At 73.0% G+C, this 18,882-nt stretch carries 15 protein-coding genes; 10 read left to right on the top strand and 5 right to left on the bottom strand.

Annotated features, from left to right (window positions below; genetic code table 11):
- Positions 1-160 precede the first annotated feature (160 nt).
- Positions 161-1,288 carry a MacS family sensor histidine kinase gene (gene macS, locus AC5L38_RS06025; RefSeq protein ID WP_495241751.1) on the bottom strand — a complete coding sequence of 376 codons (1,128 nt, stop codon included), beginning with the start codon at positions 1,286-1,288 and terminating at the stop codon, positions 161-163.
- Positions 1,289-1,365: 77 nt separating this feature from the next.
- Here macS and AC5L38_RS06020 point away from each other — a divergent pair, with 77 nt between their 5' ends.
- On the top strand, positions 1,366-2,223 hold the full coding sequence (locus AC5L38_RS06020; RefSeq protein WP_495241750.1) for an MHYT domain-containing protein: 858 nt from the start codon (positions 1,366-1,368) through the stop codon (positions 2,221-2,223).
- 192 nt (positions 2,224-2,415) lie between these two features.
- On the opposite strand, the gene AC5L38_RS06015 is transcribed toward AC5L38_RS06020, so the two are convergent.
- Entirely contained in the window at positions 2,416-3,441 is a 1,026-nt protein-coding gene (locus AC5L38_RS06015) for a 6-phosphofructokinase (RefSeq protein WP_495241749.1), read from the bottom strand.
- A gap of 266 nt (positions 3,442-3,707) precedes the next feature.
- On the bottom strand, positions 3,708-4,745 hold the full coding sequence (locus AC5L38_RS06010) for a lactonase family protein (RefSeq protein ID WP_495241748.1): 1,038 nt from the start codon (positions 4,743-4,745) through the stop codon (positions 3,708-3,710).
- A 150-nt stretch (positions 4,746-4,895) separates the two neighbouring features.
- Between AC5L38_RS06010 and AC5L38_RS06005 the strand changes: the two genes are divergently transcribed.
- Complete coding sequence (locus AC5L38_RS06005; RefSeq protein ID WP_495241747.1) at positions 4,896-5,816, top strand: bifunctional helix-turn-helix transcriptional regulator/GNAT family N-acetyltransferase; 921 nt, start codon at positions 4,896-4,898, stop codon at positions 5,814-5,816.
- A gap of 152 nt (positions 5,817-5,968) precedes the next feature.
- Here AC5L38_RS06005 and AC5L38_RS06000 read toward each other — a convergent pair whose 3' ends face one another.
- Complete coding sequence (locus AC5L38_RS06000; protein WP_495241746.1) at positions 5,969-8,206, bottom strand: MMPL family transporter; 2,238 nt, start codon at positions 8,204-8,206, stop codon at positions 5,969-5,971.
- Between the two features lie 108 nt (positions 8,207-8,314).
- Between AC5L38_RS06000 and AC5L38_RS05995 the strand changes: the two genes are divergently transcribed.
- The 6 genes from AC5L38_RS05995 (at position 8,315) to AC5L38_RS05970 (ending at position 16,641) form a co-directional block, all read left to right on the top strand.
- Entirely contained in the window at positions 8,315-8,962 is a 648-nt protein-coding gene (locus tag AC5L38_RS05995; RefSeq protein ID WP_495241745.1) for a TetR/AcrR family transcriptional regulator, read from the top strand.
- A gap of 220 nt (positions 8,963-9,182) precedes the next feature.
- Positions 9,183-10,265 (top strand): LLM class flavin-dependent oxidoreductase, encoded by a 1,083-nt coding sequence (locus AC5L38_RS05990; RefSeq protein ID WP_495241744.1) that lies wholly within the window; start codon positions 9,183-9,185, stop codon positions 10,263-10,265.
- The gene (locus tag AC5L38_RS05985) at positions 10,262-11,107 is read left to right on the top strand and encodes an ABC transporter permease (RefSeq protein ID WP_495241743.1); all 846 of its coding nucleotides are present in this window, start codon (positions 10,262-10,264) and stop codon (positions 11,105-11,107) included. The genes AC5L38_RS05990 and AC5L38_RS05985 overlap by 4 nt, the downstream gene beginning before the upstream one ends.
- Before the next feature lie 20 nt (positions 11,108-11,127).
- The gene (locus AC5L38_RS05980; RefSeq protein ID WP_495241742.1) at positions 11,128-12,177 is read left to right on the top strand and encodes a taurine ABC transporter substrate-binding protein; all 1,050 of its coding nucleotides are present in this window, start codon (positions 11,128-11,130) and stop codon (positions 12,175-12,177) included.
- Entirely contained in the window at positions 12,158-13,042 is an 885-nt protein-coding gene (locus tag AC5L38_RS05975) for an ABC transporter ATP-binding protein (RefSeq protein WP_495241741.1), read from the top strand. The genes AC5L38_RS05980 and AC5L38_RS05975 overlap by 20 nt, the downstream gene beginning before the upstream one ends.
- A 266-nt stretch (positions 13,043-13,308) precedes the next feature.
- A complete protein-coding gene (locus AC5L38_RS05970; protein WP_495241740.1) occupies positions 13,309-16,641 on the top strand; it encodes a KAP family P-loop NTPase fold protein in 3,333 nt (1,110 codons plus the stop codon).
- Between the two features lie 85 nt (positions 16,642-16,726).
- Here AC5L38_RS05970 and AC5L38_RS05965 read toward each other — a convergent pair whose 3' ends face one another.
- On the bottom strand, positions 16,727-17,134 hold the full coding sequence (locus tag AC5L38_RS05965; RefSeq protein WP_495241739.1) for a nuclear transport factor 2 family protein: 408 nt from the start codon (positions 17,132-17,134) through the stop codon (positions 16,727-16,729).
- A 49-nt stretch (positions 17,135-17,183) separates the two neighbouring features.
- Between AC5L38_RS05965 and AC5L38_RS05960 the strand changes: the two genes are divergently transcribed.
- Entirely contained in the window at positions 17,184-17,663 is a 480-nt protein-coding gene (locus AC5L38_RS05960) for a cation:proton antiporter regulatory subunit (RefSeq protein WP_495241738.1), read from the top strand.
- 4 nt (positions 17,664-17,667) lie between these two features.
- Positions 17,668-18,813: a cation:proton antiporter gene (locus tag AC5L38_RS05955; protein ID WP_495241737.1), complete on the top strand. Its 1,146-nt coding sequence runs from the start codon at positions 17,668-17,670 to the stop codon at positions 18,811-18,813.
- Positions 18,814-18,882: the final 69 nt, after the last annotated feature.

The raw sequence follows: 18,882 nt of genomic DNA, 5'->3' as shown, positions 1-18,882 counted from the left end.
GCCGCTCTTCTTCCCGTCACCCGCCCCGAGGCGGCCGGCGATTCACACCTTCCGTACGCCACGAACGGAAGCGCGTACGGCGTTGTGCGGCCTCGCGCGGCGTCGTGCGGCCTCGCGCGGCGTTGTGTGGCGTCGTGCGGGCTCGCGCGTCTTGGGCGGCCTAACCGGCCTGACCGGCCTGACCGGCCGGAACCGACATCTCGATCTCGGTGCCCCGGCCGGGGCCCGAGATCACGGTGACCGTGCCGCCGAGGTCGGCGATGCGGCCCCTGATGGACTGCGCGACGCCGAGCCGCCCGGCGGCGGCGGCCTCCTCCAGGCGTCCGGGCGCGATGCCGGGCCCCTCGTCCCTGACGGTCACGGTGACCAGCCCGCCGTCGCCCTCGGCGAAGACCCACGCGGGCGCCCGCGCCCCGCAGTGGCGGGCCACGTTGTCCAGGGCGGCCCCGACCGCGGCGGCCATCTCGGCCGCGGTGGCCGCGGGCAGGGTCAGCGGGGTCGCCGGGGCAGAGACGGTGACCGTGGCTGAGCCGTACCTGTGCAGCAGCACGCACAGGTCGGCGGTGCCCAGGGCGGACGCCTCGGGCCTGAGCCTGACCAGCTCGCGCAGCGCGGCCTCCTGCTCGCCCGCGAGCCTGCCCAGTTCGGCCGCCTCGCCGCCGATCTCCTGCCCGCGCCGCTGGACCAGCGCGAGCACCTGGAGCACCGAGTCGTGGATCCCCCGGGCGAGCCGCTCCCGCTCCCGCCCGGCCGCCTCCAGCTCGATCGCCTGCTGCATGCGCTCCTCGGCCTTCTTGGCCAGCCGGGCCACGTGCCCGACGACCACCCCGGCGAGGAAGAGCAGGACGGTGCCGTTGATCGGCAGCATTTCGAGGTCGCCGGCGAGACCGCCGCGCAACCACAGGTCGGCCAGCGAGACGATCAGCGCGGCCACCGCCCCCAGCCGCCGCCCGCCGTACACCGCCCAGGCGAGCACCGCCCCGCCCATCCAGGTGCCGGTGATCGGCAGGCTGCCCTGCTGGTAGGCGCCCTGCACCGCCGGAGTGGCGAGCAGGCAGCCCACGGTCACGAGCATGTCGGCGGCGAGCAGGGGCCGGCCGCGGAGCTCCCTGACGGAGTAGGCGAAGATCGTCCCCACGGTCCACAGCGCCATGACGCCGATCACCAGCCAGCCGGTCGCCGGGTGGGCGTACCCCCCGGCCCGGATGAGCAGGAGCGCCGCGTACGCGAGGGACGCGACACGGAAAACCGCCACCGCCCGCCAGAACGGATCCTCGATTCCCGTCACCGGCCACCCTCGCTTTTCCCCGCAAAGGTGACGAACTGCAATAATCCCCTGATTTCCCTCTCACGAGAAACCGGAACATGTCCCACGTAGATCACTTCTCCTATGGCCTGCTCACCCCCGTGCTGGCCTACGTCATGTCGAGCGTCGGATGCATGCTCGGCCTTCTGCTCACCGCCAGGGCCCGTACGACGACAGGCGCGACCCGCGCCCGCTGGCTGGCGGGCGGGGCGCTGTCCATCGGCGGCACCGGCATCTGGGTCATGCACTTCGTCGCCATGATGGGCTTCGCCGTCGGCGGTGGCCAGATCCGTTACGACGTGCCGCTGACGGTCGGCTCGGCGGCCCTGGCGGTCGTCATCGTGGGCGCGGGCCTGTTCCTGGTCTCCTACCGGGGGGAGAAGGTGCTCCCGCTGCTGTCCGGGGGCGTGCTCACCGGTCTCGGCGTGGCGGGCATGCACTACATCGGGATGTTCGCGATGAACATGTCCGCGCGGGTCTCCTACGACCCGCTGCTGGTCGGGCTCTCGGTGCTGATCGCGATCGCCGCCTCCACGGTGGCGCTCTGGTTCACCCTGCGGGTCAGCGGCGCGCTCGCCACCGGCGGCGCCGCGCTGATCATGGCTCTGGCGGTCTGCGGCATGCACTACACCGGCATGTTCGCCCTTGAGGTACAGCCGATGATCTCGCTGGCCCCGGTCGAGGGGGCCAGGGGTGTCGACTTCATGCTGCCCACGCTGGCCCTGGTGAGCCTGCTCACACTCGGCCTGCTGCTGGCCGTCATCCTGGCGCCGTCGCAGCGGGAACTGGAGACCGACGCCGCCCTGCTGGCCAGGCTGGAGAGCCGACGCGACGAGGACCGGCTCAGGGAGCCGGTCACCCCTGCCCCGGCTCCCACGCCGAAGGGCCCGTCGCTGTTCGACTCCCGAGGGCGGTGATGTACGGCTTGCGCCCCCGCTGATGCCTGGTCAAGGCGCAAGCCGTACATGGGGGGAGTCGCGGCGGCCGCCCTGCCGGGAGGTTAGGGGAGGCCGCTTGCAGAACGCTTACCGGCGGGCCCGGGGACGTGACGACTTCCCGAGGCCCGGGTGGCGGCGGGAGCCGCGACGGCCGCGACCCATGGGGCGATCTCAGCCGAAGAAGACCTCGGCCTCCTCGTAGCGGCCGACCGGAACGGTCTTCAGCTCCTTGGTGGCCTCGTCGAGGCCGACCCTGACGATGTCGGTGCCCTGCAGGGCGACCATCTTGCCGAAGTCGCCCTCCTGCACCGCGTCGATGGCCTGCAGGCCGAACCGGGTGGCCAGCACCCGGTCGAAGGCCGTGGGGGTGCCGCCGCGCTGGATGTGGCCGAGCACGGTGGTGCGGGCCTCCTTGCCGGTGCGCTTCTCGATCTCCTTGGCGAGGTTCTCGCCGATGCCGCCGAGCCGGACGTGGCCGAAAGCGTCGAGCTCGCCCGCCTGCAGCGCCATCTGGCCCTCGACCGGGTGCGCGCCCTCGGCCACGACGATGATCGGCGCGTAGCGCGTCTCGAAGCGGGACTCGACGTAGGCGCAGACCTTGTCGATGTCGAAGGGCTTCTCCGGGATGAGGATGACGTTGGCGCCGCCCGCCATTCCGGCGTGCAGGGCGATCCAGCCCGCGTGGCGGCCCATGACCTCGCAGATCAGCGCGCGGTGGTGGGACTCGGCGGTGGTGTGCAGGCGGTCGATCGCCTCGACGGCGATGTTGACAGCCGTGTCGAAGCCGAAGGTGTAGTCGGTCGCGTTGAGGTCGTTGTCGATCGTCTTGGGCACGCCGACGACCTTCACGCCCTTGTCGAAGAGCTGCTTGGCCACACCGAGGGTGTCCTCGCCGCCGATCGCGATCAGCGCGTCGACCCCGCCCTTCGCGAGGTTCTCCTTGATCTTCTCAACGCCACCCTCGATCTTGATCGGGTTGGTCCTGGAGGAGCCAAGGATCGTTCCGCCGCGCGGCAGGATCCCGCGTACGGCGTCGATGTCAAGCTGCATGGTGTCGCCCTCGAGGGGGCCCCGCCAGCCGTCGCGGAACCCGACGAACTCATGGCCGTGAACGCCCACTCCCTTGCGCACGACGGCGCGGATAACGGCGTTCAGGCCAGGGCAGTCGCCGCCCCCGGTGAGCACTCCGATACGCATGGCATCCTCCGGTAATGAGTTCGGTAACAAGATGGCCAGACTAAGTGGCACGGTCGGTCCGGCGACGGGTTTTCGCCACCGACGCAACGCATTCTGCCCGCAGATGCGCCCAGTGGTCTAGACCAAGGGAGTAGTCCGCACATGTCGTTTCCCGCGATCGACAGGTGAGCCGCCCGGCGGACCCGGTTCTCCCGAGTCCGGCCGGGCGCGCGCGTCACAGGCGCCTCAGGGGACGACGTCGGGGGCGGGCCCCTTTTCGGGAAATGCTACGGCAGGGGCAGCACGCAGGAGGGGCTGCCGACGGCGAAGACCCCTTCCAGGGGCTGCGGCACGCCTCCCTTGAGCGGGAGCACGGCGATGCCGTCCGAGCGCTGGTTGGCCACGTACACGCGGTCGTCGGCGAGGGCGAAGTGCCTCGGCCAGTCGCCGCCGCAGGGGACCTCCGCCACCGGCTCCAGCCCAGGTCCCGTGAAGACCGAGATCGTGTCGGGCCCCCGGTTCGCGACGTAGACGAGCCCGCCGGAGACCTCCAGGTGCGAGGGCTGGTTGTGCCCCACCCTCCCGCTGGCCGGGACGGCGGCGATCTCGCGCCACTGCCCGCCGGAGGCGCCGGGCCCACCGGAGGCCTCAGAGCCGTCGGAGCCGTCGAGAGCGCCGAGGTCGTCAAGACCGTCAAGGCCGTCGGAGACCTCGTAGACGCGCACGGTGCCGTCCAGCTCGCCCGCCACGTACCAGTGGCCGCCCGACCAGGCCATGTGCCGGGGGCCCATGCCGGAGGCGAGCCGCACCGGGCCGTCGGGGTGCGGGACCACCTCGTCCCCGACCAGGTAGCGGCGGACCTCGTCGCAGCCCAGGTCGCTGACGTACAGCACCCCGTCGGGGCCGAAGACCGCCTGGTGGGCGTGGGCGCCCTCGCGGTAGGGGAAGATCCACACGTCGGTCAGCAGGCCGGATCCGTCGATGCCGTGCACGCTGACCGTGCCGTCGCCGTAGTTGGCCACCGCGAGGCGCGTGCCGGTGGGGTCCACCGCCAGGTGGCAGGGGGCCGATCCCTCGCTGGGCCGCTGCGCGAGCGGGCTCAGCGTGCCGTCCCCGGCGCGGGCGTAGACGCCGACCGTGCCGCGCTCGCTCTCCCCCACCGCGTAGAGGACCGGAAGGGTGGGGTGGACGGCGAGGAAGGAGGGGCCGGAGGCCGCCGTCTCCCCGAGCCGCGCGAGGCTCCCCAGCTCGACCAGGGTGATCCCCGGCCCGGACCCGTTGGTGTCCGGGGTGTATCCGCCGACGTACGCGACCTCAGCCATCATGCTCCCGCCATGGGCGCGGCACGCGCCGCCCCCGCTCATCATCCGTTCTCAGCCAAAGTGCGAAGTTAGCGCAGCGGGCCGCGGAACTCACAGGAGGCCAGGCCGGTTCATTCATTGACTCCGTCAACGAATTGGTTGATTCTGTCAAGCATGGAGAGACACGTCGCGGACGTCCGCGCCTTCAACCGCTTCTACACGCGGCTGATCGGCCTGCTGCACCAGGGCCTCCTGGACAGCCCCTACTCGCTGACCGAGATGAGGGTGCTGTTCGAGCTGGACCGGGCGGGCCGGATGGAGGTGAGCGACCTGCGGCGGCTGCTCGGGGTCGACGCCGGATACCTCAGCCGGATGCTCGGCGGGTTCGAGGGCGACGGCCTGGTGGTGCGCGAGCGGTCCGCCGCCGACGCGCGGCGGCAGGTGGTCGAGCTGACCGCCGAGGGCAGGACCAGGTTCGCGGGCTTCGACGAGCGCGCGGCGGAGGAGGTACGCGACCTGATGGCCGACGTGACCGACGAGGACGGCGACCGGCTGGTCGCGAGCATGGCGACGATCAGAGAGATCTTCGGCCGGACACCGAAGGCGGAGCGGCCGTACGTCATCCGCCCGCCGCGCTCCGGCGACCTCGGCTGGGTGGTCTACCGGCACGGCACGCTCTACAGCCAGGAGCGGGGCTGGGGGATGGACTTCGAGGCGATGGTGGCCAGGGTCGTGGCCGACTACGTGGACGGCCACGACCCCCGGCGCGAGGCGGCCTGGATCGCCGAGGTGGACGGCGAGCGCGCCGGGTGCGTCTTCTGCGTGCGCAAGGACGACGAGACCGCGCAGCTGCGGATGCTGCTGGTCGAGCCGTCCACACGCGGCATGGGGATCGGCACCCGGCTCGTGGACGAGTGCGTGCGCTTCGCCAGGGCGGCCGGCTACCGGCGGATGGTGCTGTGGACCAGGGACGTGCTGGTGGGCGCCAGGCGCATCTACCAGGCGGCGGGCTTCGAGCTGGTCGAGAAGGAGCGGGGCGAGGGCGGTAAGGGCGGCGAGGCCTTCGTCGAGGAGATCTGGGCTCGCGACCTCTGAGCCCGTCTTTCCCGCGACCTTTCCCGCGACCGGCCGGAGCCGCGACCGCGCGTCTCCCCCGGCTCCCCCGCCCTCTCCCCTTGTCTCCCCCGGCTTGTCTCCCCCGGCCCCGCCCGCCCCCGTCCGGCGAGTGGGCGGGCGGGCCGGGAGGGTCAGCCCGGCAGGCCGACGCGGTCGTGGAGGCGGCGCAGGGGGCCGGGGGCCCACCAGTTGGCCTCACCGGCCAGGCGCATGGCGGCGGTGACGAGGATCGCGCGGATCACGGTCGCGTCCACGAGGATCGCCACCGCCATCCCCACGCCCAGCATCTGCACGAAGACCACCTCCGCGGTCCCGTAGGCCGCGAACGACACCGCCAGGATCCCGCCCGCCGCCGTGACGAGGGGGGCACCGCGCTGGAGTCCGGTCACCACGGCTCCCGAGGTGTCGCCGGTCAGGTCGTACTCCTCCTTGATCAGCGACAGCAGGAAGACCTCGTAGTCCATCGAGAGCCCGTACGCGACGCAGAACATCAGGATCGGGATGCTCGGGTCGAGGGTCCCCGTGGGGGTGAAGCCCAGCGGCCCCGAGAGGTTGCCGTCCTGGTAGATCCAGACCAGGGCGCCGAACATGACCGACAGGCTGAGCAGGTTGAGCACCGTCGCCTTGACCGGGATGAGCACGCTGCCCGTCATCAGGAACAGCACCGCGAAGGTGATCGCCAGGATCAGCCCGAGCAGCGCCGGCAGCCGCTCGATCACGGCCTGCCGGTAGTCGGCCAGCTCGGCCGGATAGCCACCGACCAGCACCTCGAACGGTGCCCGCAGCGCCCTGACGTCGTGGACCAGCCGGACGGGGTCGTCCTCCATCAGTTCGGCGGAGGGGACCACCGACAACCAGGTGCCCGCTGTGCCCCCTGTACCCCCTGTGCCCGCCGTGCCCGCTGTGCCCGCTGTGCCCGCGAACCGCGACGGGTCTCCGGCGGAGACCAGGGCGCCCTTCGCGTACGACCCGGCGGCGGAGTCGACCTGGGCGACGCCCGGAAGGCGGGAGAGGGCGGCGGCGTAACCGGGGACGGTCTCGGGAGCGGCTCCGGCCGCGCCCGTGGAGACGATCTGGAGAGCGTCGGTCTCCTCGGCCGGGAACTCCGCGCGGATCACGTCCGAGGTCTGCCTGGCGGGCGCGGACACGGGCAGGACGCGGTCGTCGGCGACGCCGAAGCGCAGGCCGAGGAAGGGCGAGCCGAGCAGCAGGAGCAGCGCGGTCGCGACCCCGCCGTAGACGACCGGCCGGCGCATGACGCGGGTCGCCAGGCCGTGCCAGAAGGTTCCTCCCGTCGCGGTGGGGCGGCGCGACAGCACCCGGTCACCGACGGCGGCGAGGATCGCGGGCAGCACGATCACGGCACCGGCCACTCCCCCGGCGACGACCGCGATCCCGGCATAGGCGAAGGAGCGGAAGAAGTCGAAGGGCATGAACAGGAGCACGCTCAGCGAGGCGGCGACCGTCAGCCCGCTGAAGATCACCGTACGGCCGGCCCGCTCGACGGCGCGGGCGACCGCCTCGTGCCCGTCCCTGCCCAGCGCCACCTCCTCCCGGAAGCGGACGATCATGAACAGCGAGTAGTCGACGCCCAGGCCGAGCCCCATGGCCAGGGTGAGGTTCAGCGCGAACGTCGACAGGTCGGCGTACAGGAGCGGTATCCGCAGCAGCGCCAGCCCGATCACCATGGCCAGCACGCCGAGCAGGACCGGCAGCACGGCGGCGAGGACGCGTCGCAGGTGGACCCAGAGCAGCACGAGCACGAGCGGGACGACCACCAGCTCGGCACGGACGAAGTCCTGCCTGGCCAATGGGACGGTCTGGCGGAAGACCTCCTCGCCGCCGCCCGCCCTGACCGTGGTCGCGGCGTCGCCGCGCAGCACCTCGGGAACGATCCTCGGCAGGATCTCGGAGCGGACCCGGTCGGCGTCGCCGGGGATGCGGGCGACCACGAGCGCGTGCCTGCCGTCCTCGCCACGCAGCGTGGCGGGGTTGCCCCGCGACCAGTAGGAGGCCACCTCGGCCACGCCCTCGAAGGCCGCGAGCCGGGTCGTGAGCGCCCGGCCGGAAGCCGCGACGGCGGGGGTGTCGACGGTCCCGGTCCTCGCCGTGACCAGCAGGACCAGGTCGGCGCTTCCGGTGCCGAAACGCGCGGCCAGCTCGGCCTGGGCCCGGTCGGACTCCGAGCCCGGCGCCTCGTACCTGGCCAGGGAGAGCCCGGACACCGTGCCCGCGGCCAGCGCCGCCAGTACGACGGCGCCGAGCAGGGAGAGGAGCATCACCAGGCGGCGGCGCCGCACGAGGAGGTGGCCAAGTCGTCTCAGCGGCGGCACAGGAGGCGCCACGACCGGACGTGGGTCGGTCTTCATGATCATCCCCGAAAGTCGGTAAACTGCTCGTATTTTGCGACTCGGGACAGGAATACAAGTAAATGCTCGTATTTGTCAACGGGGCGACACACGCCCACGGGACGACGCATGCCTGAGAGGCGCCCGGCGACCGGGCAGCGGACGGTCAGGCGGCAGGCGCGCGGCCTCAAGCGGATGGAGGAGATCCTCGACGCCGCCGAGACGGTGATCGCCGAGATCGGCTACGCGGACATGACCACGAACGCCGTGGCCGAGCGGGCGGGGATGTCCCCGGGCTCGCTGTACCAGTTCTTCCGCAACAAGGAGGAGATCCTGGACGGCCTGCTCGACCGCTTCACCGAGGGGCGGGGCGCGCACTGGGAGGCCAGGCTCACCGGCGACGTCATCCGGATGCCCGCGGCCGATCTGATCGACCAGGTGGTGGACGAGATCGTCGCCTACAAGGCCTCCCGTCCCGCCTACTGGGCCCTGCTGCACGGCTCCGCCACCGGCGACCGGCTGGCGGCGGCGTCCGAGCGGCTGCACCGGGGCGTGGCCCGGCGCATCGCCGAGGTCCTCGCCGTACGCGCCCCCCATCTCGACGAGGAGCGGCGCCTGCTGGTCGCCACCATGATGCTGGCCACCATCAGGGCCGTACTCCCGCTGATCGCGGCGGGATCACCGGAACGCGCGGCGGAGCTGACCGCCGAGCTCAAGACCCTGCTCACGGGCTACCTGTCGACCTCCACGAACTCCGGCCGGGAACCGGGCACCTGAACCAGCCGGTCCGCCCCCACGGCCCCCGGCCGGCGACCCCGAAGCCCTTCCTCGGTCGAACTCCCCCGGCTCACCCCAGACCGCTCTCGTGGATCCCTCCAGGTCAGGGCACCACAGGGGGTCACCCCAACCATCGCCCTAATTCCCTATTTATAGATAGGTATTATGTGGTTACTATCGGGGGCACCACCCCGTTCCGTTTGAGCCCTATGAGGCGAAGATGCGCTTGCACTGGTTCCTGCCGACCACCGGCGACGGCCATCACGTCAGGCCCGCCACGACCACCGTCGCGGCGGGAGACACCGCGGCCAGGCCCGCGACACTCGACTACCTGTCCCAGGTGGCCCGCGCCGCCGAGGCGGCCGGTTTCGAGGCGGCGCTGACCCCGGTGGGAGCGGGATGCCCCGACCCGCTGGTGGCGTGCAGCGCCGTCGCGGCCCGGACCGAGCGGCTCAAGCTGCTGGTGGCCTTCCGGCCCGGCTTCACCCTGCCCACGCTGCTCGCCCAGCAGGCGCAGACCCTCCAGGAGATCAGCGGGGGGCGGCTGCTGCTCAACGTGGTCACCGGCGGCGACCCCCGGGAGCAGCGCGCCTACGGCGACTTCCTCGACCACGACGCCCGCTACGAGCGCACCGGCGAGTTCATCGAGGTGCTCAGGCGCACCTGGACCGGCGAGCCGTTCGACCACCGGGGCACCCACTACCGGGTGTCGGGGGGAGGGCTCGCCACACCGCTCCTCGACACCCCCGACATCTACTTCGGCGGCGCCTCCCCGGCCGCGGAACGGGTGGCCGCCGCCGGGGCGGACGTCTACCTGATGTGGGGCGAGCCCCCGGCGATGATCGCCGAAAGGGTCGCCAGGATGCGCAAGCTCGCCGCCGAGGCGGGCCGCGAGCCGCGGTTCGGCATCCGGCTGCACGTCGTCGCCCGCGACACCGCCGAGGAGGCCTGGGCGCACGCCCGGCGCCTGCTCGACGGCATGGACCCCGACAGGATCGCCGCCGCCCAGGCGCGGTTCGCCCGGATGGACTCCGTGGGGCAGCGCCGCATGGCCGACCTGCACGGGGGCTCCGCCGACTCGCTGGAGATCTCGCCCAACCTCTGGGCGGGAGTCGGGCTGGTCAGGGAGGGCGCCGGCACCGCGCTGGTCGGCAGCTACGCGGAGGTCGCCGAGCGCATCCGCGAGTACGCCGACCTGGGCCTGTCCGAGTTCGTGCTGTCCGGCTGGCCGCACCTGGAGGAGGCCTGGCGGGTGGGCGACTTCGTCCTCCCCCTGCTGGCGGCCCCCGCGCTCGTCGCGTGAGCGTTCTCACCTCCCCTCCCCGCCCCCAACCCCGTGCCCGGCCCCGTGCCCGGCCCCGTCTCCGGCCCGCGACGGGATTCTGGCGGGCCCTGGCGCTGCGGGCCGGGGCGATCGTCGCGCTGGTCGCGATCTGGCAGGCCGTGGCCATGGCCGGGATCTGGCCGCCGGTCTTCGTGCCCGAGCCCGTCGCGGTCTGGGACCAGTTCCTGCGCACCACCGTCGAGGGGGTGAGCGGCCACACCCTCCAGGAGCACCTGCTCACCAGCCTGCGCCGCATCCTGCTCGGCTGCCTGTACGGGGTGACCGGCGGCATCGTGCTGGGGCTGCTGATCGGCATGGTCCCCACGCTGCGCGCGCTGCTGGGGCCGCTGGTCACCTTCGTGCGCACCCTGCCGCCGCTGGCGTACCTCAGCCTGCTGGTGATCTGGTTCGGCATCGACGAGGAGCCCAAGATCTGGCTCCTGCTGCTGGCCGCGCTCCCGCCGGTCGCGGTGGCCACCGCCGACGCCGTGCGCGGGGTGCACGAGGACTACCTGAACGCGGCCCGCTCGCTGGGCGCCCGCCGGCACGAGCTGCCGCTGCGGGTGGTGCTGCCGAGCGCGCTGCCCGAGATCATCACGGGGGTACGGGTGGCCGTGGGCGTCGCGTACACCACCGTGGTCGCCGCCGAGACCGTGAACGGCGTGCCCGGCATCGGCGGCATGGTCCGCGACGCCCAGCGCTACAACCAGACGGACGTGGTGGTGCTCGGGATCATCGTCATCGGCCTGTCCGGCCTGCTCATCGACTTCCTCCTGCAAACGCTGGACCGCCGCCTGGTGCCCTGGCGCGGCCGTACCTAGGAAAGACCCCCATGAGACACATGAGAGTGACCCCCGTGAAGCGCGCCGCGCTCGCCCTGACCGCCGCCGCGCTCGCCCTGACCGCCTGCGGGTCCGGTACGGAGGAGGCCAAGCCCGCCGCCGACGGCTCCCCGGCGACCCTGCGCATCGGCTACCAGCTCATCCCCAACGGGGACCTGATCGTCAAGGACCAGCAGTGGCTGGAGAAGGCGCTCCCCAACACCAAGATCACGTGGAGCAAGTTCGACTCGGGCGGTGACGTGAACACCGCGATGATCTCCGGATCGCTCGACATCGGGCTGGCGGGCAGCAGCCCGGTCACCCGTGGCCTGTCGGCACCGCTCGACATCCCGTACCGGGTGCCGTGGATCTTCGACGTGATCGGGGACAACGAGGCGCTCGTCGCCCGGGGCGGCGTGACCGACGTCAAGGGGCTCGCGGGCAAGCGGGTCGCGGCCCCCTTCGCCTCGACCACCCACTACAGCCTGCTCGCCGCGCTGGAGGAGGCCGGGCTGTCGGAGGCCGACGTGAAGATCCTCGACATGGAGCCGCCGGACATCCAGGCCGCCTGGCAGCGCGGCGACGTCGACGCCGCCTACGTCTGGACGCCCACCCTCGCCGAACTGCAGAAGAACGGCGGCACGACGCTGGTCACCAGCCGCGAGCTGGCCCAGCGGGGCAAGCTCACCGCCGACCTCGCGGTGGTGAGCGACGACTTCGCGAAGAAGTACCCCAAGGCGCTGCACGTCTGGCTCCAGCAGCAGGACCGCGCGGTCAAGCTGGCCAGGGGCGACAAGGACGCCGCCGCCGCGGCCATCGGCCGCCAGCTCAACCTCGACCCGGCGGAGGCCGGGCGCCAGCTCGGCCAGCTCGTGCTCCTCGACGCCACCGAGCAGCGTTCCGCCGAGTATCTCGGCACTCCCTCGGCTCCCGGCAAGTTCGCCGAGAACCTGCGGAGTTCGGCCGAGTTCCTCAAGGGCCAGAAGAAGGTGGACGCCGTACCGGAGCTGAGCGTCTTCCAGAAGGGCCTGGCCACGCAGGAGCTCGCGGATGCCTTCGCCGGAAGCTGAGACCACCCGCGCGGACGCGCCCCCCGAGACGACCCTGGAGAGCACGGCCCCCCGGGACACGGCGCTCGCCCTCGCCGGGGTGTCGCACTCCTACCGGGGGCGCGCCGGGACGGTCGACGCGCTGGGCCCGATCGACCTGGAGATCGCCGCCGGGGAGTTCGTGACGGTCGTGGGCCCCTCGGGGTGCGGCAAGAGCACGCTGCTGCGGCTGGTGGCGGGCTTCACCGCGCCGTCGGCGGGGACCATCACGGCCTCCGGCGGGCCGGTGTCGGGACCCGCCCCTGCCAGGGGGTACGTGTTCCAGCAGCACCGGCTCTTCCCCTGGCTCTCGGTCGAGGGGAACGTCGGTTTCGGGCTGCGCGGCCTGCCCAGGGCCGCGCGGCGCGAGCGGGTGGCCGAGCTGCTGGAGCTGACCGGGCTGGCCGACGTCGCCAGGGCCAGGCCGTACGAGCTGTCGGGGGGCATGCAGCAGCGCGCGGCGATCGCCCGCGCCCTCGCCCCCGGCCCCGCGCTGCTGCTGATGGACGAGCCGTTCGCCGCCCTGGACGCCTTCACGAGGGAACGGATGCAGGAGGAGGTCCGCGAGCTGTGGCGGCGGGCGGGTACGACGGTGGTGTTCATCACCCACAGCGTGGACGAGGCCGTCTACCTCGGCACCCGCGTGCTCGCGCTGAGCGGCAGGCCGGGCCGGGTGATCCTCGACCGCGCCTCGGAGCTGCCCCACGGCGACCATCCCCGCACCGACCCGCTCTTCGCCGGGCTGCGCGAGGAGCTGACGGAGGTGGTCAGGGAGGCCGCGTCACCCGCGGCGGAGGAAGCCGGTGATCCAGCCGGGTCACGTCGCCCGGCGGCGGAGGGCCGTTGATCCAACGAGGCCACCTCTCCCGGCGGCGAAGAGGCCGGTGATCCAGCGAGGCCGCGTCGCCCGGCGGCGAAGAGGCCGGTGATCCAGCGAGGCCGCGTCGCCCGGCGGCGGAGGGGCCGGTGACGCCTCCGGACTCCCCCGCCGCAAACTTTGCGGAAACCGGCGAGCAAACATCCGTCAAAACAGGTCGACCTATCGCCAAGATCGCCATCTGTCCCGTCTGACGCGTCCACAGTGGAATGACCGCCGTCAGATCGGGAGGACCGTTGAGCGAGGGACTCGCGTTCGCGAATCCAGTCTTCGAGACCACGCCCCACGTGGGCACCCGCCGAGCTCTCGTCTTCCTCGACTCCCCCACGGCCGCGACCGCGCCCCCCGGCCTGCCCTCTGTCCTGCCCACCGTGGTGTCACCGGCTCCTCCCTCGGTGACCCCGCCACCGATCCCGCCGTCGATCCCACCACCGATCCCGCCGGCGCCCCCGCCCGACGCGGGCGCGGGCGCGCCCGTCACCGGACCGGACGGCACCAGGCCGGACGCGCGGCTGGTGAGCGCCCTGCGCGCCGAGGGGTTCACCGTCGAGGCCGAGACCAGCGAGGGGGCGGACGCGGACGGCGAGCGCGTGTGGAACCTGCTGCGCTCGGCGCGGGAGGGCGACCTGCTGGTGATCCGGCTGCCCGCCGACGGCGGCTGGACCTCGGGACAGCTGGGGTCGATGATCGGCGCGTTCGGGCGGCAGGTCGGCGAATCGCTGGCGGCCGCCGTACTGATGATCGTCGACTTCGGCTGGAGCGCCCTGGACGGCTCCGCGGAACCGGTCAGGCAGCTCGCCGTGGCCGGGGAGCCGAGGGTGGCCGCCGCGGCCCTCACCCTCACGCTGAGGCTCGACGAGACGGTACCGGGCCCGGTGCGCACGCTGACCGACGTCATCGCGGAGGGCCTGACGACGCGGGCCGCCGACCTCGACGGGGACGGGACGATCAGCGTCGGGGACCTGCACGCCTACGCGCTCGCCCGCTACGCGGCGGCCTCGGCCGCCCGCACGCCCATCCTGATCTCCTACGGTGCCGTCGCGGGTGTCGCCCTGACCCCGGCGCGGGACACCGCCGCCGTGCCGCACGCCGCCTTCGCCCGCGTCCTGGCGCGGCTCGGCGACCACGCCCCGCCCGCCTGCGGGGTCGAGATCGTCCGGCGGGTCTACGAGCTCCACCTGAGCGAGCCCGCCAGGGAGATCCTGCGCAGGGCGGCCCTGCTCGACGAGGGCGAGCCGATCGACGAGATCCTCGGCGACGCCGCCGAGCTGAGGCACTGGGGCCTGCTGGGCGAGACGACCACGTTCGTCCACCCGGACGTGCGGACCTTCGGCCACTCGCGGCTGTCGGCGGCCGAGCGGGCCCAGACCTCCGCACTGCTGCGCCGCCGCCGGGCCGGGCTGCGGACGGTACGGCCCAGGGCCAGGCTCACCGCCGACCGGTGGACCACCGAGGACCAGCTCGGGCACCGGGTCTACGCCGAGGCCATCGCCGCGTTCGTCCGTCACCCCGAGACCCGGCCCCCGCTGACGATCGGCGTCAAGGGCCCCTGGGGAGCGGGCAAGACCTCGCTGATGCGGATGATCCAGGACCTGCTGGACCCCGGGGCCGCCGGGGACGCCCCCGCCCCGATCCACCTGCCGGGCTCCCGCGCGGAGCGGACCCTGACCAACGCCGAGGTGCTCGCCCGGACGGGCCGGCGTCCCCGGGAGAGCGCCGGGCAGGCCGAGCCGGGCCCGCTCCCGATGCGGCCGGCGGACTGGCGGCCCACGGTCTGGTTCAACCCGTGGATGTACCAGAGCGGCGAGCAGGTCTGGGCCGGCCTCGCCCACGAGATCATCAGCCAGGTCACCCGGCGGCTGCCCCGCGCCGAGCGGGAACGGTTCTGGCTGGAGCTGAACCTGTCCAGGATCGACCGGGAGGCGGTCCGCAGGCGCGCCTACCACCTGGCGGTGACCCGCCTGGCGCCGGTGGCCCTCGGACTGGTCGCCACCGTCGTCCTCACCGGGGCGCTCCTGGCCGCCGCCGCGCTGCTGCCCGCGTTCGGCGCCTTCCTGGGGAACGCCGCGGCGGCCGTCGGCTCCGCCGGGTCGGCGGTGGTGGTGGCGGCGGGCGCCGTACGGCTGGCGCGTTTCTTCGGCGAGTCGGCGGACAACGCGTTCCGCGGCCTGGTCACCCAGCCCGACCTGCTCGGCCCCGGCGCGGCCGACGGGTTCGTCAACGAGGTCGCGACCACCCCCGGGTACCGCTCCAGGACCGGTTTCCTGCACCTGGTGCAGACCGACATGCGGCAGGTCCTCGACCTCGTCGCCACCGGGGAGCGCCCGCTGGTGGTGTTCGTGGACGACCTGGACCGCTGCTCGCCGGGAACGGTGGCGCAGGTCATCGAGGCGATCAACCTGTTCCTGGCCGGGGAGTTCCCCAACTGCGTGTTCGTGCTGGCCATGGAACCGGAGGTGGTCGTGGCGCACGTCGAGGCCGCCTACCCGGAACTGGCCGGGACGCTGCCGGGCGGCGGGCGCTCCGGCCTGGGCTGGCGGTTCCTGGAGAAGATCGTGCAGCTCCCGCTGAGCGTGCCGCTGCTGGACGACGCCGACCGGCTGCCCGCCTTCGTACGGGCCCTGCTGGGCGTACCCGAATGGACACCGAATCCGGCCGGACCGCGTCCGGCGGGCCCCTCAGCCGCCCTGGAACGGCTCGACCCGCCACCGGATCCGGCCGGGCCGCGTTCGCGCGGTCCCCTGCCTCCCGCACGGCCCTCCTCGCTCGGCGCGGTCGCACCGGGATTCCCCGGCAGCACCACGCCACCGGGAGCGGCCGTGCCGGGACTGCGGGCACCGGCGGCCCCACGGAGGCCCAGGCTGCGAACGCCGGTGGAGATACCGGGGCTCGGGCTGCGGGCGACGATGGAGCTGCAGGGATTCGGGCCGCGAACGCCGGTGGAGACGCCCGGCCCCGGATCACGGGCGGCGGAACCGCCGGACCCGGTCCAGGTGAGCCGGTTGCAGGACGCCATCTGGGCGCTGCGCCCGACCACGACCACCCTCGACGAGGCGGCGCGGCTGGCGCAGGACGCCCTGGGCATCGAGTGCTCCGACGCCGTCGGCGGCCTGTGCGCGGCGACCCGCGAGGCCGCCGACCGGGTCTTCGACGACCTCTACAGCGACGAGAACGCCTACCGGGCGATCGAGTTCGTGCTCCCGGCCCTGACGTTCTTCAACCCGCGCGAGATCAAGCGGTACGTGAACGTGTTCCGCTTCTACTCGTTCCTGACCTACCGCCGCGCCCTCGCCGGGGCGGCCCCCGCCTCGGACGGCGAGGTCGCCAAGCTCGCGGCGCTCGCCGTCCAGTGGCCGCACCTGCTGACGCTGCTGGCCGGGGAGACGGACGGGGCGAGCGTGCTGCGGCGGCTGGAGGAGGCCGCGAACGACGACGGGGGCTGGGTGCGGGCCGTCCACGACACCGGCCTCATCGCCCACCACACCCTCGGCGGCACCCACCTGGACTCCCTGCGCGACCTCCTCTCCGGACCGCACCCCGTCGCCGATCTGGCGCGCTATCTCCTCTGAGCCACCGTCCCGCCACTCCGCGGCCGGTGGTGTGTCCAGAAAAGGCAGGGCTCAAAGCTCCGGACGGAAAGGGGCCCCTTAGCGATCACAGCCGAGCGCTGAGGGCCCGCGCGACCGTGAGACTGTCCTCGTAGATGTGGAAGCGGGTGACGAGCCCGTCTTCGACGGTGAGGTGCAGCGCGAACGGCGAGGTGTACGCGGTCCCGCCGTCCCGCACCGTCTGCGCGATCTCCCCGAGCACGACGGCGTCCGCCCCGTCGACCAGGACCCGCGCCACCGACGTGCCGTTCAGTTCGGGCACGTGATGGGCCTCCAGCGACCGGAAATGGTCCGCCACATCCACCCGGCCGGACCGGGGGCGAATCCACGGCACCGCCGGATGCCCCTCGGCGGGCCAGGCGAGCCGCCAGTCGACCGGCTCGGCGAAGGGAGACCCTGAAAGCCGGGAACGTGTCGGGTCCAGGACGACGGCCGCGCGACGCGGACGCGACACGGACTCGTTCCCGCAGAGCACCGGGGGTGCCCACCGTGATGATGAGCACATGGACGTCAACGAGGTGCTCCTGCCCGGTGTCGGACTGCGGTACGAGTTCACCAACCACGAAGGGGACCTGATCGGCGTCGTCGCACGCCGTACGGGTGACTTCGAGGTGGTCGTCTACGGCGACGACGACCGGGACGAGGCCAGGCCGGTGTTCCGGCTGAACGAGGAGGAGGCCGAGACCCTGGCCCAGATCCTGGGGGCCCCGCGCATCGCCGAGCGGTTCGCCGACCTGAGCAGGGAGGTGCCCGGGTTGAACTCGAGCAGGGTCGAGCTCCCGGCCGGCTCCGCCTACGCCGGCCGGCCGCTGGGGCACACCAGGGCTCGAACCCGCACCGGCGTGTCGGTGGTGGCGATCGTCCGAGGACAGGAGGTGATCGCCTCGCCGGGCCCGCAGGAGGTGCTGCGGGCCGGTGACGTCCTGGTGGTGATCGGGACCGACAGGGGTATCGCCGACGTGACCCGCATCCTGCGGGGCTGAGCGGGTGCACGTCTCCGTCGTCCTGCTGCTGGAGCTGGGCCTCATCCTGGTCGCGCTCAGTGTCCTCGGCGCGATGGCGCGCCGCCTCACCCTGTCACCGGTGCCGCTCTACCTGCTGACGGGGCTGGTGCTGGGCGAGGAAAGCCTCTTGCCCGTACCCGCGGCGGGAGGGTTCCTGCGAGCGGGGGCGTCCATCGGGATCGTGCTGCTGCTCCTGGTGCTCGGCCTGGAGTTCTCCATCGGGGAGTTCACCGTCAGCCTGCGCCGCCACGTGCCCTCCGCCGCGGTCGACCTGGTGCTGAACGCCGCACCCGGCGCGGTGGCCGGATGGCTGCTCGGCCTGGACGGCGTGAGCATCCTGGCGCTGGCCGGTGCGACGTACATCTCCTCTTCGGGGATCATCGCCCGGCTGCTGGGCGACCTGCGCCGGCTGGGCAACCGGGAGACCCCGGCCGTGCTGTCGGTGCTGGTCCTGGAGGACTTCGCGATGGCCGCTTACCTGCCGGTGCTGGCGGTGCTGGTCTCCGGCGGCACCTGGTGGCAGGCCGTGCTCGGCGTGCTGGTCGCGCTCGGCGCGGTGCTGGCCGCCTTCGTCACCTCCTACCGGTGGGGCCACCACGTCAGCCGGTTGGTGACGCATCCGGACGCCGAGCAGCTCATGCTCAGGCTGCTCGGCGTCACCCTGGTGGTGGCGGCACTGGCGGAGTACATCCACGCCTCGGCCGCGGTGGGCGCCTTCCTGGTCGGGCTCACCGTCACCGGTGAGACGGCCGAACGCGCCGGTGCCGTCCTCGCCCCGCTGCGCGACCTGTTCGCCGCGGTGTTCTTCGTGGCCATCGGCCTGTCCGTGGACATCGGCGAGCTGCCGCCGGTGCTGCCCGCCGCCCTGGCGCTGGCCGTGGTCACCGGCACGACCAAAGTCGTCACCGGCCGCTACGCCGCCTCCCGGGACGAGGTCGGAAGGCGCGGCCGGGCCCGCGCGGGGGCCGCGCTGATCGCCCGGGGCGAGTTCTCCATCGTCATCGTCGGCCTGGCCGCGACCCAGCACCCCGTCCTGGCACCCCTGGTGACGGCCTACGTCCTCGTCCTGGCGGTCGCGGGACCGCTCATCACCCGCTTCACCGGTACCCGCCCCGCACGGGTGCGGTGACACGGCGACCGGTGTCGATCGCACCGGCCCCTATGGGCGGGGACGTGACTCGCGGGGAAGGGCGGTGGA

The organism is Streptosporangium nanhuense, from assembly GCF_059358815.1.
Note: the sequence above shows the minus strand (reverse complement) of the source record. Positions and strands in the feature narration are given on the sequence as shown.

What these genes read in the sequence shown, in the direction of transcription:
- AC5L38_RS06010 (WP_495241748.1), bottom strand. Translation starts at nt 4,745, where the DNA reads ATGATGGCTGAGGTCGCGTACGTCGGCGGATACACCCCGGACACCAAC.
- AC5L38_RS05975 (WP_495241741.1), top strand. Translation starts at nt 12,158, where the DNA reads ATGCCTTCGCCGGAAGCTGAGACCACCCGCGCGGACGCGCCCCCCGAG.
- AC5L38_RS06015 (WP_495241749.1), bottom strand. Translation starts at nt 3,441, where the DNA reads ATGCGTATCGGAGTGCTCACCGGGGGCGGCGACTGCCCTGGCCTGAAC.
- AC5L38_RS06000 (WP_495241746.1), bottom strand. Translation starts at nt 8,206, where the DNA reads ATGAAGACCGACCCACGTCCGGTCGTGGCGCCTCCTGTGCCGCCGCTG.
- AC5L38_RS05995 (WP_495241745.1), top strand. Translation starts at nt 8,315, where the DNA reads ATGCCTGAGAGGCGCCCGGCGACCGGGCAGCGGACGGTCAGGCGGCAG.
- AC5L38_RS05980 (WP_495241742.1), top strand. Translation starts at nt 11,128, where the DNA reads ATGAGAGTGACCCCCGTGAAGCGCGCCGCGCTCGCCCTGACCGCCGCC.
- AC5L38_RS05990 (WP_495241744.1), top strand. Translation starts at nt 9,183, where the DNA reads ATGCGCTTGCACTGGTTCCTGCCGACCACCGGCGACGGCCATCACGTC.
- AC5L38_RS06005 (WP_495241747.1), top strand. Translation starts at nt 4,896, where the DNA reads ATGGAGAGACACGTCGCGGACGTCCGCGCCTTCAACCGCTTCTACACG.
- AC5L38_RS06020 (WP_495241750.1), top strand. Translation starts at nt 1,366, where the DNA reads ATGTCCCACGTAGATCACTTCTCCTATGGCCTGCTCACCCCCGTGCTG.
- AC5L38_RS05960 (WP_495241738.1), top strand. Translation starts at nt 17,184, where the DNA reads ATGGACGTCAACGAGGTGCTCCTGCCCGGTGTCGGACTGCGGTACGAG.